The sequence below is a fragment of the Actinoallomurus rhizosphaericola genome, assembly GCF_024055675.1.
In the GTDB taxonomy this organism is placed as follows: Bacteria; Actinomycetota; Actinomycetes; order Streptosporangiales; family Streptosporangiaceae; genus Actinoallomurus; species Actinoallomurus soli.
Genome location: NZ_JAMXMW010000015.1, coordinates 208,774 through 231,753 on the forward strand (window position 1 = coordinate 208,774; position 22,980 = coordinate 231,753).

Sequence of the window (22,980 nt, forward strand, 5' to 3'; positions counted from 1 at the left end):
TGCTCCGTCGGGCGCGGCGTGCTCGCTCCGCGCGCGTACGGGCGGGCCGCGGATCAGCAGCGGAAGACCTGCAGGCGTGCGGGTTCGGGCGGTGTGCGGGGGTGCGCCGAGCGGTCGGCCCGGCGGGGCGCCGTCGAACGTGGATCCGCCGTCTCGGCGGGCCGTACGGCGGACGGGCGCGGGTGCTGCGCGCCGGGGCCGGGGGGCGGCGCGGGCGCGCGGTGCAGGACGGCGTCGCAGTGACCCCATGGCGTGGGCCGGCCGCCGTCGCCCGGATCGGAGCGGAACCGGCCCGCCGTTCGGGAGGCCGGGCACGGGAGGGGCACCGGGTGACCGTCCTGGATCGAGGCCAGGACGACCGCCGCGTGGGTGTCGTGCGGTCCGGCGCCGTGGACGAGGATGACGACGGTCACGGTCAGCGCCCACAGGATGACGGCGGCCGCGCGTGTCATCTGGAGCGCACCGCCTCTCGCCCGCCGCCTCCAGGCCAACCCCGCTCCAATCAATGACGAAGAGTTGCCATTACATGACTCTATGTTGCCGTCGGAGGCTGCTCTACACGTCCGGGCAGACAGAGGTGTCGGTGTGGCTACGGTCTGTGACGGTAAAGAAGTGGTCCGGTCGCGAACGGGTCGGGGGCCGAGCCGTGTCCGGATCGGCTCGGTCCCCGACGTCTCTTGCGCGAAGGGCGCCGGCGCGGGCCGGAACGGTCCGCGCCCGTGCGCTCAGTCGCCTCCGTGCCAGGTCATCTCGGCGCCGAGGTGGCCGGTCCGTACGACCCAGATCGCCGAGACGACGGCGGCCACGACGGCGAGGGCGGCCACCACGGTGCCGAGCGCGGGGCTGGCGAGGAAGCCCTCCGTCGTGAACGCGCGGTACCGCGCGAGGATGACGAGGACGACCAGGAGGAGCACGAGGGCGATGACGAGCAGGCGCAGCTGCCCGCCCAGCTCGGCGTGCCGTTCGAGGAGATTCCCCTCCCCTCCGCCGGCCCGGCGCGGGCGACCCCCGCCGGGGCCGTCCGGGCCGCCGGCGCGGCCGATCGCCTTCATCCGCTGCAGGCGCTCGTCGCGCAGCTTCTCGCCGGCACCGGCGGTGAGGATGGTCGCCGCCATCGTCACGATGCCGAAGACGTCCGCCGCCAGGCCGTACCGCACCCGCCAGACGGGGCGTACCGCCAGGGCGATGACGACGCCCGCCAGGATGGGGACGAGCACCACCGGGACGTGCAGGAACAGCGCGTGGGCGGGCAGGCCGAAGAGCTTGGACAGCTCGAACGGGGCCACCGCGGCGGCGACCACGAAGGTCGCCGCCAGGAGGAGGACCGAGGGGTCCGAGGGGAAGAACCGCCGTGCGGGCGGTTTCGCCGGGGTGTCGGATTCGGTCAGGGCCGTAGTCATGGACCCAGAAGCTATGAGAGACGGCCCCGCGATGGCTGAGAGAAGGCTATGAATCCCCTCTGAACGCGCACCGGCCCGACGCGATCACTCACCGCATGTGTCGCGTCTGCGGCGCAGCGTGGCGATCACGGCGCTAACGTGTCCTGGTCGTGAAATCGCGGTGAACACCGCGGGGTGCTGGAAGGGCGGGACGTGGCGGGTCGGATGAAGTTCATCGGAGGGGTGCTCCTGCTGGCCGTCCTGGCGGTGCTGGGCTTCGCCGCCAAGACCACCGCGCTGACCGACGCGGACCTCCGCCTCGACGAGCATCTCGTCGCCCTGCGGACCCCGGTCCTGACCGACGTCGCCAAGGCCGCGACGCTGGTCGCGCAGGCCGCGGTCGGCGCCGTGGTCGCGGTCGTCGTTCCGGTGATCCTGTGGCTCCTGCGGCGCCGCCGTGACGCGCTGCTGACCGCCTGCCTGATGATCGGCGCGCTGGCGATCGCGTACGTGGTGAAGACCCTGGTCGCCGAGCACCGGCCGCCCCGGCGGCTGTGGGTGATCCCGCCGGACAACGCGATGAGCTTCCCGAGCGGGCACGCCACCGTCGCCGCCGCGGTCGCCCTCATCCTCGCCCTGCTCGTACGCGGGCGCCTGCGGCCGCTCGCGACGACCGTCGGAGTGCTGTTCGCGGGCGTCGTGGCGTTCGCCCGCATGTACCTCGGCGTCCACTACCTGCTCGACGTCGTGGGCGGCTGCCTCGCCGCGGTGAGTGCCGCGCTCCTGGTCTCGGGGTTCCTCGACCTGCCGCGCATCCGCAGCGGGCTGGAGGACGTGGGCACTCCCGCCGCCGGCCGCCACCACGCCGGCCGCGCTCCTCGCGTGCCCACGGACCGACCTGGGTAAGGGGTCCGGCATGTGGCAACAAAGGGTACGGAGGTGGACATACCAGCGGTTCAGTCCGGACGGGCGTCTCGGCCTGAGGCTGACGCTCGCCTGTGCCGCCGTCCTCCTCGTCGCCGTGCCGTTCGTCGTCCTGCTGGCGCTCGTCAACGCGCACTGGGCGCCGTTGCGGCACCTCGACGACAGCGCGACGCTCCACACCCACGGCTTCGTCCTCCGGCACCGGGCGCTCGTCGGCCCGCTGCGGGCGACCGCGTACGTCTTCCACCCGTGGGTGTTCCGGATCATCCTCCTCGCGCTGGCGGCCTGGCTCCTCTACCGGGGCGCGCGGCGGCTCGCCGCCTGGGCGACCACGAACGTGCTGGTGGCCGGGGTGGTGAGCGGGACGCTCAAGGCCGCGGTCGGCCGGACCCGCCCCGTGCTGCCCAGCCCGATCGCGCACGCGGGTGGCGGGTCGTTCCCCTCGGGGCACGCGCTGATGACGGTCGTGGGCACCGCGACGATCGTGCTGGTGGTCCTTCCCCTCCTGCGCCGCGCGTGGCGCGCGGTGGCCTGGATCGCGGCCGCCGTGCTCAGCGTGGCGTCCGGGCTGTTCCGCGTGCTGCTGGGCGTGCACTACCTCAGCGACGTCATCGGCGGGTGGATCCTCGGCGTCGCCATCGTCCTGGCCACCACCGCGGCGTTCGAGACCTGGCGGCGCGGCGAGGGCCGGCGCCCGGCGGACCCTATCCGCGAGGGCGCCGAACCCGAGGCGGAACCGCGGATCACCGGCGACGACCACGCCACCCCCGCCTGACCACGCCCCACCCCCCGTGCTCACGGCGCTCTCGCCTGACCTCGGCACGCCTGCCGCTTGTTTCCCGGCTGCTGACGGTGCCGTGACCGAGATCGGCCGCCTCAGTCGGCGGTCGCGCGACAGCATGGGAGGCCGATACGTCGGTCCCGCACGCCGTCCGTACGGCTCAGGTCCGGGGGAGGCCGGCCGTCCATGTGGCCGAGAACGCGAACTCATCGTCGGTGGCGCGCGGTCGCGCCGGCGACCACCGTGGCCGTGCTGGCGTGGGCCGCGCCCGGAGCGGTGTGCGCCGCGTCGCCGCCACGCGGACGGCCGATGCCGGTTCCGCCGGTCCGGCTGCACGGCATCATCGCGGTGTCCGCCGGCGGTGACTTCGCATTGGCGCTGCGCACGGACGGCACCGTCGTCGGCTGGGGCGCCGACCAGTTCGGCCAGTCGAGTTTCCCGCGCCGGCTGAAGGGGATCACCGCGATCTCGGCCGGCAGTGACTTCGGCATCGCGCTGCGCACCGACGGCACCGTGGTGGGCTGGGGGAACAACGAGTTCGGTAAGGCGACCCCGCCGCGCTGGCTGACCGGCGTCCGGGCGATCTCCGCCGGTGCCAGATGGGCCCTGGCGGTGCGGTGGGACGGCACGGTCGTCGGCTGGGGCGCCGATGAGTTCCGCGAGGCCGACCTGACCCGTCGGCTCTCCGGAATCATCCTGGCGTCGGCCAGCGACAGCTTCGGCATCGCGCTGCGCTCCGATGGAAGGGTGGTGGGCTGGGGCAACGACGAGTTCCGCAAGGCCAGCCCCCCGCGCTGGCTGTCCGGGATACGGGACCTGTCCACGGGCGGCGTCTTCTCCCTGGCACTCCGGTGGGACGGCAGGCTCTTCGCCTGGGGAGCGGACACGTTCCGCGTGGTCAGCATCGCCAACCGGATCTCCGGGCTGCGGCAGGTCTCCGGTGGCGGTGACTTCGTCGCCGCGCTTCGATGGGACGGCACCGTGCTCGCCTGGGGGCGGGACGAATTCGGCCAGTCGAGCCCGCCTCCCTGGCTGCGCGGCATCATCCAGATCTCCGCAGGCAGCGACTTCGTGGTCGCCCTGCGGACTGACGGCGTCGTCGTCGAGTGGGGCAACATCGGCGGACCGGCTCAGCCCGCCATGACGGGCGCGGGCGGTGGGACGGCCGGTGGCGCAGGCGGTGGCGCGGGCGGCGGTGGCGACTGACGACCTGCGATCCGCGGAGCCAGCGCCCCCACCCCCAGCGCCGCCGCCGTACCGGCAACCGCACTGAACCACCACACCACGGCCGGTCCGGCCGACGCGTACACGCCGGTGCCCACCGACAGGGCCGCGAACCGGGCGAGGCCCCAGGTCCACTGGAACGCGCCCTGGTAGCGGCCGCGGGCGTACTCCGGGGCCAGGCCCGCCACGATCGCGCCGGGGACGCCGCCGACCGTCGCCTCGCCGACCGACCAGAGCACGACGGTCCCCGCGTACGCCCACGGGCTGTGCGCGACCCCGGTCAGGGCGATGCCGGCCGCCACGAGCACGCTGCCGGCGACGTACACCGGAATCTGCCGGAACCGCGACAGGACGTGCAGGGCCACCGGCTGCAGGATCACGACCAGGACGGCGTTGAGCGTGGCCATCATGCCGAGCGTGGCGGTGGACAACCCGTCGTCACGGATCGCCAGCGGCAGGCAGACCTCGGTCAGCGAGTAGATCGCCAGGGCCGTTCCGAGCAGCGGCAGCAGCGCGCGCATCAGCGGGTCCCGCAGCACGACGCCGTAGCCCGCTCCGCCCTCGGCCGGGCCGGACCGCTCGCCCCCGCCGCGCCCGCCGGGCAGCAGTGCCACGGCGATTCCGGCGTACGCCAGGGAGGTCGCCGCGTCGACCGCGAACAGCAGCCAGTACCCGTGCGCCGCCAGGAACCCGCCGAGCATCCCCGCGACCGCGGTCCCGATGTTGACCGCCCAGTGGAACAGCGAGAAGGCCGCGCGCCGCTGTTCGCCGGTCACCGTGTCCGTCATGAGCGCGCCGACGGCGGGCGAGACCATGGTGGCCGTGCCGCTGAGGAGCACGGCCGCGAGCGCCAGCGTCACCAGGTTCGGCGCGGCGAACAGCAGGCCCTGGGCGGTCGCCGTACCGACCAGGCCGACCAGCATCGTCGCCCGCCGCCCCACGCGGTCGGCGGCCAGCCCGCCGGCCATCGGCCCGATCAGGTTGCCCGCACCGAGCGCCCCCAGCACGTACGACGCCTGTTCGGTCGAGACGCCGCGCGACCCGAGGTAGAAGACGAGGAACGGCGTGACGACGAACCCGAGCCGGTTGACGACGGTTCCGGCGAACAGGACCCAGGCGAGGCGAGGCAACCCGCTGAACGTGGACAACATGCCCGAGATCCTGCGCCGCGCCTACAATCGTCACCATTGATTAAGCCAGGGCCGAATCCACCGATCCCCGGAGGGGTCATGCTGTCCGAACTGGCCTTCTCGGCGGAGGATCTGGCGCTGACCCGCTTCACGGTCTCCCCGATGTGGGAGGTCGTCACCAGCTTCCGCCTGCTGGCGTCCGGCAGGACGCACCCGGTGCACCGTCCATGGCTGGATCAGGTACGGCCCCGGGTGGCCGCCGCGGGTCTCGACCACGGACTGCTCGCCCGGCTGGTCACGCCGTCCGGCTACATCCCCGACCTCCTCACCCCGCCCGCCGACGAGCCGGCCCCCGACCTCGCCACCGAACTGGCCGCCATCCGCGCCACCTCCGCCGACCAGGTCCGCGCCGACCTCGACCTCCTCGGCCGGAGCGGCCTCCGCCACCCCGTGCCCGACGTCCGGCTCGACGAGCTGTGCGCGGAGCTCGAGGCGTACTGGGACCTCGCGCTCGCCCCGTACTGGGCCAAGATCCGTGCTCTGCTGGACGCCGACGTCTTCCACCGCGCCCGGCAGGTCGCCGAACGCGGCACCGGCCACCTGTTCAACGAACTGCACTCGACCCTGCGCTGGGACGACAACACGCTGCGCATGGTCCGCCGCCACTGCGCCCTCTCGCGCGAGAGCACCGGGCCCGGCCTGCTGCTCGTCCCCTCCGCGTTCACCGAGCAGGTCTACACCTGGTCGCGGCCGCCGGAGTCGCCGCAGCTGGCCTATCCCGCCCGGGGCACGGGCACGCTGTGGGAACACCGCCCGGTGGCCCGCGCCGAGGCCATCGCCGCCGTCATCGGCCGGTCCCGGACCCGCCTGCTGACCGAGCTGGCGGCGCCGGCCTCCACCACCGAGCTCGCCCGGCGCACCGGCATCTCCCCGGCGGGCGTGTCCCAGCACCTCACCGCGCTGCGCGACGCCGGCATGGTCAGCGCCCATCGCGCGGGCCGCTCGGTGCTCTACGCCCGCACGGCGATCGCCGAGTCCTTCCTCGGCGCCCCCGCCTGACGACGCGCATTGACCATGATCGCGTCGGGCTCTAATCTTTTCGCGCTATCCAGGAGGGCGCCGTGGGCTGGGACCGGACAGAAGTCGACGGAATACCCGCTTATTGGACGCCCGGCGATGGCGATCTCACGGCCCATCTCATCTTCCGGGTCGGAATGGCCGACGAACAGCTGGCCGTCCGGGGGATCACTCATCTGATCGAGCATCTCGCGCTGTTCGCGGTGCACAGCCGGCCCCACGCCACCAACGGCCAGGTGGACGCGACCACCACGGTGTTCGTCACGAAAGGCGAACCTCAGGAGGTCGCCGAGTTCCTCGCCGGCGTGTGCCGCGCCCTGGGCTCGCTGCCCTTCGACCGGTTGCCGATCGAGAACCACGTCCTCCGCGCCGAGGCGAGCAGCAGAGCCCCCGTCCTGGTCGAACCGCTCCTCGTCTGGCGGTACGGCGCGGCGACCTACGGCGCGCCCGCCTACGAGGAGTTCGGGGTGGGCCGGCACACGCCGGATCAGATCTCCGCATGGGCGCGGCGGTGGTTCACCCGCGACAACGCGGTGCTGGTGTTCACCGGCGGCCCGCCACCGGAATCCCTGCGCCTCGACCTGCCCGCCGGCGAGCGGATGCCGCCGCCGCCCCCGTCATCCGCGCTGCCCACCACGCCCGCGTACTTCTGCGAACCCAAGCAGAAATACGTCGCGGCCCAGGCCGTGGTGGGCCGGTCGGTGGCGGCTCAGGCGTACGCGATGCTGCTCGGCCGGCGGCTGCAGAAGAAACTGCGCCGGGAACTCGGAATCAGCTACAGCCCGGACGCGTCGTACGACGTGCGCGACGCGGAGGTCGCCCATGTCATGGCGTTCGCCGACGGCCTGCCGGAGAAGCACGCCGAATTGGTGTCCGCCTTCGTCTTCCATTTCCGGCTCACCGCGGAGGAGGCGGCGTCCGACGAGGAGATCACGGACATCGTGCACCGGCTCCGTAGTGCCTATCGCGACTCACCGTCGAGCGGGGCCTACGGCAACGCGTTGCGCGAACTGTTCGGGCTGGAGCCGATCGGTGACGGCGAGCACGAGGCGCGCCTGGACGCCGTCGACCCCGAGGCCGTCCTGAAGGTGGGCGCCGAGGCGTTCCAGTCGGCTCTGCTGATGGCGCCGGGCCGCGAGCTGCCGGGAGCCAGGTTCCATCCGGCGCCGTGGGGCTCGGCCGACGTGGTCGACGGGCGGGTCCTCCGGAGCGCCGACGCGCCGGTCGACACCGAGCGCCTCATCGTCGGCCCGGACGGGGTCAGCCGGGTGCAGGGCTCTCGTCGCGTCACGGTCCGGTTCTCCGAGTGCGAGGCGATGCTCGCCTGGCCGGACGGCGGACGGCGGCTGATCGGCCGCGACGGCTTCTCCCTGACGGTCGAGCCGACGCTCTGGGCGGGCGGGTCCTCCCTCGCCGCCCTCCTCGACGACGCGGTCCCGGCCGAGCGGATCGTGCCGCGCCCGCAGCGGCCTGCCGACCGCATCCCCAGGCCCACGACGACCCGTTACCAGCGGGTTCGCGCTCGTCTCCTGCGCCCCTGACCGACCGGCGACGGCCCCCTTCCCGCGCCGGGGAAGGGGCCGTGACCCGTCGCGGTCGCTCAGCGCGCGGCCTGCGCGGCGACGCGCTCGATGGCCTGGACGGCGACCTCGGGCTGGTCGAGGTAGATGTAGTGCTCGCTCTTGGCCGCGATGCTGAACTTGCTGCGGTGGGAGAGCGCGAGCCACTTGTGCTGGCCCGCGGTCCAGTCCTGCTCCATGCGCGGGCCGTACTGCGGGAAGGCCGCGAGGTAGGGCTTGCCGTGCTTGATCACCTGGACGGGGATGTTCCCGGCGGAGCGGACCTTGGTGTCGGTGATGACGAGGTTCTCCGGGTTGTTGCCCTGGTCGACCTGGAGGGTCTGCTCGCGCAGCTGGGCCGCCTGGCCCGTGGCGTTCGCGGGAATGTCCCTGGTGATGTCGGCGACCGAGTTCGGCGTGGTGGCGTCCATCAGGACCACGCCCTTGACCTTGTCGCGGTGGTCGGGGGCGTACCTGCCGACGATCATTCCGCCGAGTGAGTGCCCGGCCAGCACGACCGGGTGGTGACCGGCGACGTGGTCCAGCACGCCGGTGAGGATCTTCCCGGTGCTCGCGAAGCTCTGGGGGCCGTCCGGCTTGTCGCTGGCGCCTTCGCCGAGGCGGTCGTAGGAGCACACCCGGTCGTCCTTACTGAGCGTCTTCTGCAGGGCGGCCATCTTGTCCAGCCCGTCGCCGAGCCCGGGCAGCAGGACGATGACCGGCTTGTGGCGGGACAGGGTGCCGGAGCAGGACACGTTCACCGCCTTGCCGTTCACTTGAATCTTCTTCGTTCCGGTGAACGGGTCATCGGTCCGGTGCGCGGCGAGGGGGCTGCCGGCGGCGGTCGCGTCGGCCTTGCAGCCGGCGAGCCCGATGCCGGCGGCGGCGCAGGCCAGGGCGATGACGGCGGACGTCTTGATCGTGCGCTTCATGGGGTCCTCCGGTGAGCGATTCCGATGCCCGGCGGCCGCAACGTGGTGCCGGGGCGATGTCGAGAACGCTACGGATCCGGCCCCATCGGAAGCGTCACCGTACGGCGGACATTCGCGCGGCCCTTTTGTCCCCCGTACGAGCCACAACGAGTGTCCACGGCGCGGTGACGATTTAGGACCCCTCGGATTCGTAGCGTTCTCGGCGTCGCCGCGGCGCTCCGGTCGCGGGTCTCGTACAGGAGTCGTCATGCGTTTGTTGAAGCAGCTCGTGGCCGTCGCGGTGGTCGCCCTCGTCGGCAGTCAGGCCGTGGCCGCGGTCCAGGGGAACGCGTTCCTCACCCTGATCCTCGGTCTCGCGTCGGCCGTGGTCTCGGTGCTGGTGTACGCCTGGGTGGTGCGGTGGTCCGAGCGCCGGGAGCCGGTCGAGGTGGCCAGGACCGGTGCCGTCGCCGCCTTCGGCCGGGGGACACTGATCGGCGTCGCGATGTTCGTGGCCGTCATCCTGAACCTCGCCTTCCTGGGCGACTACCGGACCGACGGCGGGGGCTCGGTGACGGGGGCGCTGGGACTGATCGGCTTCATGGCCGCCGCCGCCGTGACGGAGGAGCTGCTGTTCCGCGGCGTCCTGTTCCGGATCGTCGAGGGATGGATCGGCACCTGGATGGCGCTGACGCTGACCGCCCTGCTGTTCGGCATGTCGCACCTGTTCAACAAGGACGCCACCCTGTGGGGCGCGATCGCCATCGCCATCGAGGCCGGCGGCATGCTCGCCGCCGCCTACGCCGCCACCCGCAGCCTGTGGGTGACGATCGGCGTGCACTTCGGCTGGAACTTCGCCGAGTCCGGCATCTTCGGTACCGAGGTCTCCGGCAACGGCGACACGAAGGGGCTGCTGCACGGCGTCACGTCGGGCTCGTCCCTGCTCAGCGGCGGCAAGTTCGGCCCGGAGGCGAGCGTGTACTCGATCGTGTTCGGCGCGATCCTGACCATCGTCTTCATGTGGCTGGCCCACCGGCGCGGCAACCTGGTCCCTCTCCGGCGCCGCGACCGGATCGCCCCGACCGCTACGCTCGCCCAGTGATCGATCTCCGGCGGCTCCTGGACGTATGGCGGCGGTTCGACGTCACGGTCCGGGATTCCCCGCTCGCGCTGCTGCAGATCCTCCTGACGTACCTGCCGGCGTTCCACAATCACGGGACGCAGCTCGGCGGACTGCCGGCCCGTCCCTTCGACGCTCTGACCGTCGTCGCGGTGGCCTTCGAGACCCTCCCGCTCGCAGTGCGCCGGCGGTGGCCGGCCGCCTGCCTCATCCTGGTGTCGCTCGGCTTCGTCCTCGACCAGATCCGCGCCTACCAGACGGTCGCGGCCGCCGGACTGGCGCTCGCGCTGGTGAGCGCGGGCGCCCATCTGGAACGTCACCGGCGCGTCACCGTGGTCGTCCTGTCCGTGGCGTACGTGCCGCTGGCGGTCGTCCTCCACCGGCTCGGCGGCACCGACGGGCCGAGCGAATACGTGACGTTCTACCTGGCACTGATCATCGTCTGGGGCATCGGGTCCTGGCTGCGCGCCACCCGTGCCGCCGAGGCCGAACGCCGCCGCCACGTCGCCGACGCCACCCGCGCCGCCGAACGCACCCGGATCGCCCGCGAGCTCCACGACGTCGTCACGCACCACGTGACGGCGATGGTCGTCCAGGCCGAGGCGGCGCGCTACCTGACCGCCGCCCCCGATCGTCTCGACGCGACCCTGAGCGCCGTCACCGACACCGGCCGGCGCGCCATCACCGACCTGCGGCACCTGCTCGACCTGCTCAACCCCGACCATGACACCGACGTGAGGACGCCGTCGGCCGGAGACCTCAAAACGCTCGTGGAACAGACGCGCACCGCCGGGCAGCCGGTGGAGTTCACTCAGGAGGGCGAGCCGTCGGAGCCGGCCGGCAGCGCGGAGTTCGTGGCCTACCGGGTCGTGCAGGAGGCACTGACGAACGCCCTCAAGTACGCCCACGGCGGCCGCACCGAGGTCCGCGTGCGCTATGGCGGAAGGGACATCACCGTGAAGGTCTGCACCGACGGTTCCGGCTCGCGGGCCGGCTCCCCCGGCGGGAGCGGCCGGGGCCTGGCCGGGCTCCGCGAACGCGTCGAGGCCCTGGACGGCGAGTTCAGCGCGGAGCCGCGGGCGGACGGCGGGTTCGTCGTACAGGCGCGCGTCCCCGCGGGGAGCCCGTCGTGAGCGCGCCGGTCCGGGTCCTGGTCTGCGACGACCAGGCGCTGATCCGCACGGGGTTCTCGACGATCATCGACGCGCAGCCCGACCTCGAGGTGGTGGGCGAGTGCGGGGACGGGCGCGCCGCGGTCGACCTCGCCCGGCGGCTGAACCCGGACATGGTCGTGATGGACGTGCGGATGCCGGTGCTCGACGGCATCGAGGCGACCCGCCTGCTCGCCGGTCCCGGCGTGGAGGACCCCATCAAGGTGCTCGTGGTGACGACGTTCAACCTGGACGAGTACGTGTACGAGGCGCTGCGCGCGGGGGCGAGCGGGTTCCTGCTCAAGGACGCCCCACCGGCGCAGCTGCTGAACGGCATCCGCACCGTCGCGACCGGCGCCGCGCTGCTCGCGCCCGAGGTGACGCGGCAGCTCGTCGGCAGGTACGCCGCGCGGATCCGCCCCGCCGGGGACAAGCCGGGCGACGTTCCGCTGACCCCCCGGGAACTGGAGGTCCTGCGCCTCATCGCGAACGGCCTGTCCAACAGCGAGATCGCCGCGACCCTGGTGATCAGCCAGGAGACCGTCAAGACGTACGTCTCGCGCATCCTCACCAAGCTCGACCTGCGGGACCGCGTGCAGGCGGTCGTCTACGCCTACCGCCGGGGCCTGGTGACCTGACGCCGGCGGACGCGACGGGTGACGCCGGCGGATGCGACCGGCGGCGCCGGCGGATGCGACGGGTGGCGCCCCCGCCCGTCGTACGGGCGGGGGCCGCCATGGTCAGGAGACCTTCTCCACCGACGGGACGTGGGTGACCTGGTTCCAGGTGAACCGGTACTTCGTGCCGTCCGCCGGGACGCTGAGCTTGAGGTTCTCCCCGCCCGAGGCGCCGCCCGCGCCGTAGTTCTCGGTCCACGAGTCGTTGATCGCGATCTTCCACTCGTAGTCGCCGGCCGGCAGCGTGAAGGTGCCGTGCCACTGGCCGTCGGCCGTGTCGAACGCCAGCCGGGTGGCCGCGCAGGCCGGGTCCCAGTCGCCGCCGCAGCCGGCCTCGCTCTGCAGCGACCCGACGAGCGTCACGTGGTCGCGGGCGGGCTTGGGCGCGGCGGTGGTCACGGTGACCGGCGCGCCGGTCACCGGCTGCGAGCCGCGCTCGAGGAGGGTGGCGCGGTACCGGACCTGCGTGCCCAGCGGGAGCTTCGACACGTCGTCCGTGACGGTGTACGCCGGGGAGGAGGTGTCCGTGCCCAGGTCCTCCCAAGTCCCGCCGCCCACGCTGCGCTCGAACCGCACCGACTCCGTCGCCCGCTCGGGGTCGACGTCCGCCTGGACGGTGACCGGGTCGATGTTCGTCACGGTTCCGCCGTCCTTCGGGGCGGTCACGGTCACCGCGGGCGCCGGAACGGCCGTCGACCGCTCCCGGCTCCAGCGGGTGTGGCCGGCGTTGTCGAGCACCACCGCGCGGTAGCGCAGCGGGGTGCCGGTCCGGTAGCCGCTCGTGTCGTGGAACACCTGGTACGGGGCGGAGTCGTCGGTGCCGATCGACTGCCACGGGCCGTCGCCGACCTTGACCTGGAACGTCACCTCGTTGAAGGAGGACCCGGCGACGTTCGCGGCGACGTGCATGCGCCCGTGGGACGCCTCCGCCGGCGCGGGCGTGGCGAGCGTGACGGCCGGCGCGGCCTTCGACGCGGGGACCCGGCCGTCGGCGAGGTAGACCACTGCGGACAGGGCCGGCACGGTCACCTGCAGCGTCCGGTCGGCCCTGCTGCGCAACGTCGCCGTGCCGGTGCCGTACACCTTCGTGAACCCGCCGTTCGCCAGGTACGTCGGGATGGCGGCCGACTGCGCTGTGGTGGCGTTGTTCAGCGCGACGACGTACTCCCGCTGCTGCGTCCGGTCCATCCGGGAGAACGCGAAGACGCCCGGCCCGTCCGAGGCGTACCGCACCTGCTCGGCGCCGTTCCGCAGGGCGGGGTGCCGCTTGGTGACCGCCGCGAGGTCACTGATCGTCCGGTAGAGCGGGTGGTCGGGGTTGAAGTTGTCGACCGCGTGCGTCGAGGCCGTCCCCAGCAGGTGGTCCTGGAGGTACTCCGGCACCTTGCTGGCGAACATCGTCTGCCGGGCGAGCTGGTCCCCGCCCTTGCCCGTGAAGCCCTGCTCGTCGCCGTAGTAGACGACCGGGTTGCCGCGCGAGAAGTACATCAGCTCGTGCGCGAGGCGGTCCCTGGCCACGAGCTCGGCGTCGCTCGCGCCCGGGTTGTCGCTGGTCAGGAAGTAGCCGATGCGTCCCATGTCGTGGTTGCCGAGGAAGGTCGGCAGCTCGTACACGTTGGAGTCCGCGTCGGTGTACCAGTCGTCGCCGGCGAAGAACCGCGCCAGCGCGGCGTTGCCCCGGCCACGGGACGCGAAGCTGCGCGCGGCGTCCTGGAACGGGAAGTCCAGCACCGCCTGCATCTTGTCGTGCGTCGTGTAGTGCGAGGTGAGGCTCTTGGCCGCGTCGTCGCTGCCGTCGAGCGCGACCTCGCCGAACATGAAGAAGTCCGGCTTGCCGTGCTCCCGCGCGTACTTCACGATGCCCGGCCCGAACGTCTGCCAGAACTCGTCATTGACGTGCTTCATCGTGTCGATGCGGAAGCCGTCGATGCCGAAGTCCCTGATCCAGGTCTCGTAGATGTCCATGAACCCGCGGACGACGCGCGGGTTCTCGGTCATCAGGTCGTCGAGCCCGTAGAAGTCGCCGTACTGCGCGTCCTCGCCGGTGAAGGTGGTGTTCCCGCGGTTGTGGTACAGCGTGACGTCGTTGAGCCAGTCCGGCACCTTGAGGTGCTTCTCGCTGTCGTCGAGCACCGGGGTGTACGGGAAGGAGGTGTTCGGGTCGAGCTTGGGGAAGGTCGAGGTGCCCGCGTAGTCCCGGTCGTCGAACGGCTTCCCGTCGGCGGTGCGGTACGGCTTGGCGTCCTTGGACACGTACGCCGTGCGCCCGCCCTCCTTGTAGCCGATGACGTCGGCGGTGTGGTTGGTGATGATGTCGAAGTAGACCTTCATGCCGCGCTGGTGCGCGGCCTTGACCAGCGCGGCCAGGTCGGCGTTCGTACCGAGGTGCGGGTCGATCTGCGTGAAGTCCGTGATCCAATAGCCGTGGTATCCGGCGGAGGGACCGTCCTCCAGCTGCACCGCCTTGTTCTTGAAACTGGGCGTCAGCCAGATCGCGTTGGTCCCGAGCCCCTGGATGTAGTCGAGCTTCGAGGTGATGCCCTTGAGGTCACCGCCGTTGTAGAAGCCCTTGTTCGTCGGGTCGAACCCGCTGACCAGCGGGTCGTTGCCCAGGCCGCCGGTGTCGTTGGCCGTGTCGCCGTTCTTGAAGCGGTCGGCCATCACGAAGTAGAAGTTCTCGTTCGTCACCGGCCCGCGGAGCGAGTGCAGGGCACCGCCCCGAGGACCGGCGGAGGCGGGTGCGGCGTTCGCGGGCAGGGCCGTGGACCACGCCGCCACGCCGAGGGTGGCCGCGGCGGCGGCGAGGGCGGTTCGTACCGAGTTGCGCATCGTTGCGGGCTCCTGGCTCGGGGGTGCCAAGACCGTAAATCACCGGAACGTCCGGAGGAAAGATCTCTTAACTCCCCAGATGGGCAGAGAACACCCCGAATCCCACCTGTTGGGCCTGACCGGCTACGGTGACGTGATCCTTCGATCCATTCCGTCACAGGACAGGTGCGATTAGGAGTCAGGCGAGACTTGTCCGAGGTGATCCCGACGCCGCGCGGTCGCGGATCCGCGAGCGTCCTCATGCCGTCGCGAAGATCCGGTGCTCGCCGTGGCGGAGCCGCCTCATGATGAGCGGAGGCGGCGGCCGGGTCGGTGGGAGGGTGTTCGGTGCGGTCGAGCGGTTCCTGAGGTTCGAGCCGGGTATCCCGCAGGCCGCTCACGTTGTCGGCAGGCTTCCCGGCGGCACCGCGCCGGTGATCTATGCGGCCCGTCATGACACGCACGCGGCCCTGGTCGATGCCGTGGCGCACGGTAGGGAGACGCAGTGGCTGACGCGCCGCGCGCTGACCGAGGTCGGGCCCGAGGGCAGCAGGGCGCTGCAGATCCTGGACAGGTACCGGCCGGAGATCAGGTACACGCACGGCACCGGCAGCCTCTACGAGCCTTCCGCGAACACCGTCACCATCGACCTCGACAACGGCCATCCCGGAGTGGGACTCGTCCACGAGCTGACGCACGTCGAATGGACCCACCAGGGTCGCGCCGCGGACATCATGACGATGGCCCGGCACGACTACGTCGGCAGGAAGCTCGGCGAAGAGACCGATGCCTCCGTGCGCCAGATCTACGCGCACGCCCACCTGCAGACCAGTCAGCCGCATCTCAACCTGCCGGACACGACCCTGCAGCCGGAATTCACCCAGGGCTACGGCTCCGCCGTCCACGAGGCCGAGACGGCCGCGCAGGCGCAGGGCAGGGTGCTCACGCCCGAGGAACGAGCCCTGGCCGGCGACACCGGTGGCAGGCAGGCGGTGTACGGGGCGTTCCAGAACGGCCAGGTGAGGACGTCGGGCCCCGGGTCGCCGCCTTACCCGCAGTTCGTCGGCGAAACGTGGGACGCCTATCGGCAGTCGCTCAGGGAGTACGGGCTTCTCTGACACCACCCGAGGCCGGGGCGGCGTCGCGCGGGCCCGCTCACTGCGTCGCCGTGACGATGCAGCGCCGCAGCTCCTCCACCGCCTCCGGGGCGCCCTCGACCGTCACGCCGCTCGGCTCGCCGGCGGACTCGCGGTTCCAGAGCCGGCGCAGCACGGCCGTCGGCGGACCGCTCACCGTCACGTCGGCCGCCTCGTCGTCCTCGCCGTCCTCGACGGCGAACAGCCCCGGCCCCGTCCGTACGAGCCAGGCCGCGCCGTCGGTCCGCACCGTGTACGTCCGGCCCGGCGATCCGGCCAGGATGTCCGTGAAGTAGTCGCTCCACTCGGCGACGCTGTACGCCACGAACACCTTGAGCAGCTCGTCGATGCCGTCGACGGCGAGCTCCGCCGGCACCGGTGCGACCGGGCGCCCGGCCGCGAGCTCGGCGTCGATGCGGTGGACGACCGTCTCCTGCGCCATCCGCCGGATCCAGAACCCGACGGTCTGGTCCGGGCCGTACCAGGTGCCGGTCGGATCCTCCGGCCGGCGCGCGGCGAACTCGGCCCGCAGGTCGGCGTACGTGAGGTCGAGCAGCGCGAGCGGCTCCTCCTCCGCGAGATCCTTCGGCGGCCACTCGTCGGGCTCACCGCCCAGGCGCATGCCCAGGGTCTTGTGCAGGTAGACCTGGCCGACGTGGCGGGCGAGGTCGGCGTTGGTCCAGCCGGGACAGGTCGGAACCGCCGCGGTCCGGTCGGCCGAGACGGCGGCACGCAGGCGGTCGAAGTCCGACGCGAGACAGTCCAGGAATCGGGAGTACTCCATGCCGCACAGTCGATCAGACCCGTACGACATCCGGCAGGTCCCCGGGAGGCGTCGTGGCGGTTCACTCATCGCGCGGCGGCGCCGCCTGCCGCGCGATGAGGAGCAGGAGCCGGATCACCGCGAGCGCCACCACGGGCAACGCGACGAGGGGCAGCCTTGTCACCAGCGTGAGCGGGGTTCCGCTGAGGTGGCCGAGGGTGCCCAGGGCGTCCCCGGACGCCCGGTCGGTCAGCAGGACCGCCACCGCGGCCACCGAACCGGCGGCACACCCGCCGAACCCGATCCGCGCGTCACGGCTGACGAAGGCGGTCAGCACCGCGGCGGCGGCCACGGCCAGCAACGCCATTTCGACGGCCCAGTGCAGCAGGCGGGGATGCATGACCATCGAGCCGGCCGGTGCCGGGTCACCGGGCGAGACGCGCCACGCGTACTCGAACCCGGGCGGATGCGTTCGGCCGCCGATCGACGTACGGACCAGAGGCGGCCGGACCCGCAAGGTGTAACCGGGATATCCGGCGGCCTTCAGCACCGGGCCGACGCTCTCACCGGCGATGTCGAAAACGGGGCGCGGGCCGGGCCGGTACGCCCGCACGACCTCCGTACGGGCGAACGTGAAGGCCGAGCCCGGCTCGACGGTCGTCGGCCCGAGGGCCTTCCCCCGGAACAGCGCGGCGGCCACCCGCCGGCCCAGGTCCCGCAGTTCGCGGTCCGAGCGCACGCCGCCGCCGGCCCAGAGATCGGCCCGGCCACTGCCGTCCGCCCGCAGGACGACGGTCACGTGGGCTCCCGGCGTCGGACGCGGCCCACCGGCGCCGCAACCGACGGCGACGAGGAACAGGAACAGGACCGTCCCCGACGCGGCCCACCGTTTCCATCCCATGGCGCCCTCCGCGGCCCGCCCACGGTCCTCAGCATGGCCGGTCCGGATAGCGGCGAGATCTCGATCCGGCCGCAGCCCGGCAGGACCGCGCCGATACCGGCCGGCGGGCGGGGAGCGGTTCGTGGTGGTGCCGGCGAGCGGTGGGGAGCGGTTCGTGGCGGTGCCGGCCGGCGGTCGGAGCGGTCGGTGGTGGTCTCGGCGGTCGGTGGGAGCGGGCGTTCAGAGCCGCCGGAGGTCCGGGGAGACGAGCAGGGGCCGGGCGAAGCGGCAGATCTCCTCGGCCGCGTCGAACTCCAAGGTGACCGGCTCGTCCCACTCGGGCGGGGTGGGCGTACCCGGCCAGGTGTGACCGCCGCCGAAGACCGTCCAGGCGACCACCCGTGTTCCGCCGACGCCGCCGTCGGCCGTCGTGCGGCTAGACGACTCGGTGGTGTGCGTCTCGCCCGGTCCGGGCGGGCACCGGTCGATGGCGCGCCAGTGCTCGGCCGTCTCCCGCAGCGACAGCGTGCGGCCGCGCAGCTCGCCGTTCGGCCCGCGGCGCCGCGAGTGCCCGCCGTCGATCGGGACGATCCGGTCGGCCGTGCCGTGGATCAGCATGACCGAGACGGCGTGCGTCGGCCGCACGTCCAGCAGGGCGGCGGGCAGCCCGCCCGCGACCGTCGCCAGCACCGCGACCTGGGCGCTCGCCGCCAGCGCCAGCCGGTGGCCCATGAACGCGCCGTTGGAGATCCCCGCCACCACGACCCGATCGGGGGAGGTGCCGTGGCGTTCGGCCGACCGTTCGATGACCGCGCGGAGGAAGGCGACGTCGTCCACTCCCGCCTGGTCGGCGGCGGTGACGCCCCGGCCGTCCGCCCAGCACCCCCCGACCCCGTCCGGGTAGGCGATCGCCAGGCCCCACTCATCCGCCTGTTCGTCGAACGTGGTCCACTCGCGCATGACCGGACCACCGGGGTCCGGGCCGTTGCCATGGAGCACGAGTACGAGGGGCGGCTCCCGGCCGTCCACCGTCGCCTGGGGCAACCGGATCGTGAAGTTGCGGTCCCTCCCGTCGATTCTCAACTCGTCGACGATTTCAGCGTCATCGCCCGCCATGCACGTACTCCCTCGGATCGCGTGGGCCTGCGCGGCCGGGCCGCGCGGGTCCACGCGATTCTGCCGGAGGTGGCTCAGCCGAGCGCGGCCGCAGCCGTCTCACTCCTGTCCAACGCGTGCGCGCCCCCGGAGTCGGTATCGCCCTTTCACGCGTTTCTGGGCATTCTTCGAGGTCCGCCCGCATGGCCACCTTCGGTCCATGAAAGGCGCGATGAGAGTGGTCGGGGGAAGTAGCGTGAATGAGCACTCAACACGTCGAGTGCGGTGAAAGGAGAAGACCGTGCGGTCTTTTCGGCTGATGACTGCGACGGCGGTGACGGCAGGCTCGGTCGCGGTCTCGGTGATGGTCGCCCCGACCGCCTCCGCCGCGGCGGACGCGCTCACCCTCAGCCTCTCGTCCCCGATGATCGGCACCAGGACCGTGACGCTCACCTGCGAGCCGACCGGTGGGACGCACCCCGGCGGCGACGCCGCCTGCCAGGACCTGATCGCGGCGAACGGCGACATCGCGCGTATCCCGCCGTACCAACTGGGCGGCTGCGGCGGCTACTACGACCCGACCGTCGCATCGGCGGTCGGTCATTGGCGTGGCCTACCCGTGAACTACACGAACACGTTCAGCAACCCGTGCGTCGCGAATATCGTGACGGGCGGCCACGTCTTCCGTTTCTGAATCCCGCATCCCGTCCTCGCCTCAGGATTTCCGGGGTCCGTGATCCGGCCCGGCCGCGCCCCGCGTGCCGGCGCCGGACGACGAGGCCCGGGGCCGGTCAGCGCCGGCGCCAGAAGTTCCACCGGCTGCGCTTGGGCGGACGCTCCGACTCGGCCGAACCGGCCGGAACGCCGGCGAGGGGGGCGTTGCCGACGTACACCAGACGGAACTTGCCTATCTGCACCTCGTCACCGCTGGACAGCACCGACTCGTCGACGCGCTCGCGGTTGACGTAGGTGCCGTTGAGGCTCCCCGCATCGCGGATCCAGAACCGGCCGTTGTGCCGGAGGAACTCGACGTGCTTGCGGGACACGGTGACGTCGTCGAGGAAGATGTCGCTGTGCGGATGGCGACCCACGGTCGTGGTGTCACGATCGAGGAGGAACCTGCTCCCGGCGTTGGGCCCTCCTCTGACGAGGAGCAGCGCCGTGTCGGGAGGGAGCGCCTCGACCGGTCCGGGATCGATCGCCGGCCCCTCGTCCTGGTCGGCCTCGACGGCCGCCTGGATCGCGCTCAGTGACATCGTGGACGTCGAGGTGCCCGGTTCGTTCGTGATCGGCGGGGCCTCCCCGGTGAGCGGGGCGCCACAACTCGAGCAGAAGCGGGCACCGTCCGGGTTGGTGTGGCCGCACCGCGCGCACTCAGCGTTCGGCATCGCCGGTTCCGCCTCCTATCTATGGTTCGGTCTCCCATGCACCGTACGGCACGGACCTTGGAGATATGACGGTGTGGTCGCGCCTTCCCCAGAGCGGGGACGGACCAGGGAGGCGGCCGCCGTCGGTGATGCCCGTTCCATGACATTCAGAACGACCTTGGACGCACTCCGCGTTCCTGATTTCCGGCACTGTCATGCCACCTCGGTCGATGAGCGGGCCGCCCCGCTGAGCATGGATCGGTCATGGCGCCGTGCGGTCCGTAGCGGTCGGCGATCACGGACTGCGGTGAGGGAGCAGCGCCGAGGCCGGCCGCCCGGCGTCGTGCATATTGCTGTGAAAGGTGCATGTGTTCCCACCAAGAAGGAGGTCGGCGTTTCAAATGACGCAGGCGATGGCGCTCAGGTGGGCCCCATGAGCCAGTCGCCCGGGACGGCCCGGCGCACCGCCTGCAGCGCTTGCGGGGTACGGGCGGCGGCCCATAGCCATGCGCGGCCATCGTCGCGGATCAGCACGTCGGGACCCCAGAACCATCGAATCGGCGGCCCTTGCGGGTCCGCCCACATCGGGTAGTCGGGTATCGCAAGCCGGGTGTAGTGGTGTTCCAGAGTTTCGAGGGCTTCCGTGTCGGATTCCCGGTTGTCGTAGTGCCCATGGTCACCGAGCAGGTATTCGGTCAGGACCATCTCGATCCACGCCAGGGAGAACCGACCGAGGAATGGCCTCCACGGTTCAGGAGCGCTGCAGGGGACGTCGCTCTGAAAAATGACCGGGGGGTCGGCCATCTGCAGGTCGTCCACGGCGATGGCCCACCGCACGACGGACTGGTTCTCGACCCGGAAGACCAGCGCGCGGCCCGTCTCATCGAGATGCAGCCGCTCCGGCCCGAGCAGCGTGTCCTGGCTGCTCGTGAGGTCATCGCGTTTCCCCAGTAGCGCGTACCCCTCGCGCATCGCGGGCGGCAGGCTCAGCCCCAGACGACGTTCGGCTGCCGCGAGTTCCTCGTCACCGCAGCCGCTCCGCTCATCGAGAGGCACCGCCCAGCGCGCGGCGAAGTGACGCAGGAAGTCCCAGGCGTCCCGCGAATCTTCGCAGGCGGCCATCACCTGCTTCGGGAAGGCGAAATCGTCGGGCATGTACCGATTCTCGCGGTCCGGTCTGACTTCGGAATCAGAACTCGGCGGTGGCCGGTGTGCCGTCGTCGGGTGATGATGCGGGGTATGACCGATGAGGTGCTGGCCGATCAGGTCGATTACTACCGTCGCCGGGCGGGCGAGTACGACGTGACGGCGTACGGGGACGTCGCGGCGGCTCGTGAGCGCATCGCGCGGCTGGTCGCGCAGATGAATCCGCGCCGACGAGTGCTGGAGATCGCCTGCGGAACCGGCCTGTGGACGGAGGCGCTCGCGGGCATGGCCGACGTGGTCGTGGCGATCGACGCGGCGCCCGAGGCGGTCGCCATCGCTCGTGACCGGGCGAGGTCGGGGAACGTCACGTTCGAGGTCGCCGACGTGTTCTCGTGGACGACGGACGACCGGTTCGACGCGATCTTCTTCTCGGCCTGGCTCTCCCATGTGCCGATGAGCCGGTTCGAGGAGTTCTGGCGGCTGCTGCGGCGTCTCCTGACGGAGGACGGACGGGTGCTGTTCATCGACGAGCACGTCGACGTCCGGGATAAGGAGAGCTACGTCCCGGACGCCGGCGAGATCGTCGAACGGCGGCTGCGAGACGGCGAGACGTACCGGATCGTGAAGAACTTCATCGACCCCCGGGAGTTGCGGGACCGGCTGCGGAACCTGGGATGGGACTGCCGGATTCACCGGGACGGCGACGACTGGATCCGCGGCGAGGCGCGTCCGGTCCAGTACCTCGACTGAGCCCTCGGAGCGAACCCGTGGTCAGACTCCGCGCCGATCGTGGTCATCGAGCACCGCTACCTCGACGCACTGGCCACCGTCGTGCCCGCTCCGAGTGCTTTTCTTCCAGTTCAGCGAGGGCGATTCCATGGATGTCACGTCCCTTCCATCAGGGACCGGATCAGGTCGACCGATGCATCTGCAGACAAGGCGGCGGATCTGACCAAGTCGAACTCCACTCTAAGTACCTCGATCGACTTCCGCTGCTCGATCAGTACGCCTTGGCCTCTAACGGCCTCGGCGTACCCCAAGTCGGGCGCTTCATCGAAACTGAAGATCGTGAGGCCGCCGGACGGGTAGACCGCCGCGTTGTCCGGTAGGACGTGGATGGTGATGTTCGGGCGTTCGGCCAGTTCGAGGAGCCGCGCGTACTGGTCCCGCATGATGTCGGGATTGCCGACCATGCGCCGGAGCGCGAACTCGGAGATGACGAAGACCAACCATGGCGGCTCCTCCCGCTGGAGCATCTCCTGGCGGGCGAGTCGGGCGGCGACGAGTTGCTCCAGCTTGTCCTCGGGTTGTCCGGCGCGCAGGACCTCGCGGGCGTACGCCTCGGTCTGGAGGAGGCCGGGGATCATCAGTGGGTCGAAGAGGCGGATGGAGGCGGCGCGGGCTTCGGCGGCGACGTAGTCGCGGAACCAGCTGGGGGTCTGTTCGCGGCGGACGTGCCACCAGAGCTCTTCGAAGTAGGCGTCGAGGCCGAAGAGCTCGTCGAAGCCCTTGGACATCTCCGGGGTGGTCGGCCGTTTGGCGGTCTCGATATGACCGATCATCTGGCCGGTCACCCCGAATCGCGCTCCTAATGCATCTTGGGAGAGATTGGCCTTTTTCCGGTAATACCGGAGGCGGTAGCCGTACTGCGCGATCGCCGAGACGCGCGGATCGAGTTCCCGTTCCCGTCCCATCGATTCGACCTCCCCATGTCGACGGTTTGAATTCGTAGCGGTGAAACCGTATCGACGGTAAACGCCGCGCGACACGCTGAGGAAGCGATCCCTTCAGCGACCTGCGAGGGGTAGGAGAAATCGTCGACCGCGGAGGAAATTTCGTCGGTTGCGGAATA

The 22,980-nt window shown here is 71.5% G+C and carries 23 protein-coding genes; 11 read left to right on the top strand and 12 right to left on the bottom strand.

Annotation, left to right across the window (positions count from 1 at the left end; all coding sequences use genetic code 11):
- Nucleotides 1-53: 53 nt before the first annotated feature.
- Both NE234_RS30035 and NE234_RS30040 read right to left on the bottom strand, forming a co-directional pair.
- Entirely contained in the window at nucleotides 54-452 is a 399-nt protein-coding gene (locus NE234_RS30035) for a hypothetical protein (protein ID WP_252784099.1), read from the bottom strand.
- Nucleotides 453-725: 273 nt separating this feature from the next.
- Entirely contained in the window at nucleotides 726-1,400 is a 675-nt protein-coding gene (locus NE234_RS30040) for a DUF2231 domain-containing protein (RefSeq protein ID WP_252784100.1), read from the bottom strand.
- Nucleotides 1,401-1,604: 204 nt separating this feature from the next.
- On the opposite strand from NE234_RS30040, the gene NE234_RS30045 reads away from it, so the two are divergent.
- The 3 genes from NE234_RS30045 (at nucleotide 1,605) to NE234_RS30055 (ending at nucleotide 4,290) form a co-directional block, all read left to right on the top strand.
- Nucleotides 1,605-2,285: a phosphatase PAP2 family protein gene (locus tag NE234_RS30045; protein ID WP_252784102.1), complete on the top strand. Its 681-nt coding sequence runs from the start codon at nucleotides 1,605-1,607 to the stop codon at nucleotides 2,283-2,285.
- 10 nt (nucleotides 2,286-2,295) lie between these two features.
- Nucleotides 2,296-3,078 carry a phosphatase PAP2 family protein gene (locus NE234_RS30050; RefSeq protein WP_252784103.1) on the top strand — a complete coding sequence of 261 codons (783 nt, stop codon included), beginning with the start codon at nucleotides 2,296-2,298 and terminating at the stop codon, nucleotides 3,076-3,078.
- Between the two features lie 315 nt (nucleotides 3,079-3,393).
- Nucleotides 3,394-4,290 carry an RCC1 domain-containing protein gene (locus NE234_RS30055; RefSeq protein ID WP_252784105.1) on the top strand — a complete coding sequence of 299 codons (897 nt, stop codon included), beginning with the start codon at nucleotides 3,394-3,396 and terminating at the stop codon, nucleotides 4,288-4,290.
- On the opposite strand, the gene NE234_RS30060 is transcribed toward NE234_RS30055, so the two are convergent.
- Complete coding sequence (locus tag NE234_RS30060; RefSeq protein ID WP_252784107.1) at nucleotides 4,215-5,459, bottom strand: MFS transporter; 1,245 nt, start codon at nucleotides 5,457-5,459, stop codon at nucleotides 4,215-4,217. The two genes, NE234_RS30055 and NE234_RS30060, sit on opposite strands and share 76 nt — an antisense overlap.
- Before the next feature lie 78 nt (nucleotides 5,460-5,537).
- Between NE234_RS30060 and NE234_RS30065 the strand changes: the two genes are divergently transcribed.
- Nucleotides 5,538-6,497, top strand: coding sequence for an ArsR/SmtB family transcription factor (locus NE234_RS30065; protein WP_252784109.1), 960 nt, complete (start codon nucleotides 5,538-5,540; stop codon nucleotides 6,495-6,497).
- Between the two features lie 155 nt (nucleotides 6,498-6,652).
- The gene (locus NE234_RS30070) at nucleotides 6,653-8,056 is read left to right on the top strand and encodes an insulinase family protein (RefSeq protein ID WP_252784111.1); all 1,404 of its coding nucleotides are present in this window, start codon (nucleotides 6,653-6,655) and stop codon (nucleotides 8,054-8,056) included.
- 59 nt (nucleotides 8,057-8,115) lie between these two features.
- On the opposite strand, the gene NE234_RS30075 is transcribed toward NE234_RS30070, so the two are convergent.
- Entirely contained in the window at nucleotides 8,116-9,006 is an 891-nt protein-coding gene (locus tag NE234_RS30075) for an alpha/beta fold hydrolase (RefSeq protein WP_252784112.1), read from the bottom strand.
- A gap of 247 nt (nucleotides 9,007-9,253) precedes the next feature.
- Here NE234_RS30075 and NE234_RS30080 point away from each other — a divergent pair, with 247 nt between their 5' ends.
- From NE234_RS30080 to NE234_RS30090, 3 genes are read left to right on the top strand one after another with little or no spacing between them, the layout of a single operon-like run.
- Entirely contained in the window at nucleotides 9,254-10,087 is an 834-nt protein-coding gene (locus NE234_RS30080) for a CPBP family intramembrane glutamic endopeptidase (RefSeq protein ID WP_252784113.1), read from the top strand.
- The gene (locus NE234_RS30085; protein ID WP_252784114.1) at nucleotides 10,084-11,238 is read left to right on the top strand and encodes a sensor histidine kinase; all 1,155 of its coding nucleotides are present in this window, start codon (nucleotides 10,084-10,086) and stop codon (nucleotides 11,236-11,238) included. The genes NE234_RS30080 and NE234_RS30085 overlap by 4 nt, the downstream gene beginning before the upstream one ends.
- Nucleotides 11,235-11,894: a response regulator gene (locus tag NE234_RS30090; RefSeq protein ID WP_252784115.1), complete on the top strand. Its 660-nt coding sequence runs from the start codon at nucleotides 11,235-11,237 to the stop codon at nucleotides 11,892-11,894. Before NE234_RS30085 ends, NE234_RS30090 begins: the two co-directional genes overlap by 4 nt.
- Nucleotides 11,895-11,996: 102 nt before the next feature.
- Here NE234_RS30090 and NE234_RS30095 read toward each other — a convergent pair whose 3' ends face one another.
- A complete protein-coding gene (locus NE234_RS30095; RefSeq protein WP_252784116.1) occupies nucleotides 11,997-14,762 on the bottom strand; it encodes an alpha-amylase family glycosyl hydrolase in 2,766 nt (921 codons plus the stop codon).
- Nucleotides 14,763-15,046: 284 nt separating this feature from the next.
- Here NE234_RS30095 and NE234_RS30100 point away from each other — a divergent pair, with 284 nt between their 5' ends.
- Nucleotides 15,047-15,859, top strand: a complete 813-nt coding sequence (locus tag NE234_RS30100; RefSeq protein WP_252784117.1) for a hypothetical protein — start codon at nucleotides 15,047-15,049, stop codon at nucleotides 15,857-15,859.
- Between the two features lie 37 nt (nucleotides 15,860-15,896).
- Here the strand turns inward: NE234_RS30100 and NE234_RS30105 are convergent, their stop codons facing one another.
- The 3 genes from NE234_RS30105 to NE234_RS30115 form a co-directional block, all read right to left on the bottom strand.
- Nucleotides 15,897-16,661, bottom strand: a complete 765-nt coding sequence (locus tag NE234_RS30105) for a maleylpyruvate isomerase family mycothiol-dependent enzyme (protein ID WP_252784119.1) — start codon at nucleotides 16,659-16,661, stop codon at nucleotides 15,897-15,899.
- Between the two features lie 61 nt (nucleotides 16,662-16,722).
- Nucleotides 16,723-17,541, bottom strand: a complete 819-nt coding sequence (locus tag NE234_RS30110) for a hypothetical protein (protein ID WP_252784121.1) — start codon at nucleotides 17,539-17,541, stop codon at nucleotides 16,723-16,725.
- 219 nt (nucleotides 17,542-17,760) lie between these two features.
- Complete coding sequence (locus NE234_RS30115; protein ID WP_252784123.1) at nucleotides 17,761-18,636, bottom strand: alpha/beta hydrolase family esterase; 876 nt, start codon at nucleotides 18,634-18,636, stop codon at nucleotides 17,761-17,763.
- A gap of 280 nt (nucleotides 18,637-18,916) precedes the next feature.
- Between NE234_RS30115 and NE234_RS30120 the strand changes: the two genes are divergently transcribed.
- Nucleotides 18,917-19,309, top strand: coding sequence for an SSI family serine proteinase inhibitor (locus NE234_RS30120; protein WP_252784125.1), 393 nt, complete (start codon nucleotides 18,917-18,919; stop codon nucleotides 19,307-19,309).
- A gap of 97 nt (nucleotides 19,310-19,406) precedes the next feature.
- Here the strand turns inward: NE234_RS30120 and NE234_RS30125 are convergent, their stop codons facing one another.
- Both NE234_RS30125 and NE234_RS30130 read right to left on the bottom strand, forming a co-directional pair.
- Nucleotides 19,407-20,003, bottom strand: a complete 597-nt coding sequence (locus tag NE234_RS30125) for an FHA domain-containing protein (protein WP_252784127.1) — start codon at nucleotides 20,001-20,003, stop codon at nucleotides 19,407-19,409.
- A 399-nt stretch (nucleotides 20,004-20,402) separates the two neighbouring features.
- Nucleotides 20,403-21,137, bottom strand: a complete 735-nt coding sequence (locus NE234_RS30130) for a hypothetical protein (RefSeq protein ID WP_252784128.1) — start codon at nucleotides 21,135-21,137, stop codon at nucleotides 20,403-20,405.
- Nucleotides 21,138-21,221: 84 nt separating this feature from the next.
- On the opposite strand from NE234_RS30130, the gene NE234_RS30135 reads away from it, so the two are divergent.
- On the top strand, nucleotides 21,222-21,878 hold the full coding sequence (locus NE234_RS30135; protein ID WP_252784129.1) for a class I SAM-dependent methyltransferase: 657 nt from the start codon (nucleotides 21,222-21,224) through the stop codon (nucleotides 21,876-21,878).
- Between the two features lie 21 nt (nucleotides 21,879-21,899).
- On the opposite strand, the gene NE234_RS46105 is transcribed toward NE234_RS30135, so the two are convergent.
- Complete coding sequence (locus NE234_RS46105; RefSeq protein WP_406567091.1) at nucleotides 21,900-22,007, bottom strand: DUF397 domain-containing protein; 108 nt, start codon at nucleotides 22,005-22,007, stop codon at nucleotides 21,900-21,902.
- Between the two features lie 5 nt (nucleotides 22,008-22,012).
- A complete protein-coding gene (locus NE234_RS30140; protein ID WP_252784130.1) occupies nucleotides 22,013-22,897 on the bottom strand; it encodes a helix-turn-helix domain-containing protein in 885 nt (294 codons plus the stop codon).
- Nucleotides 22,898-22,980 lie beyond the last annotated feature (83 nt).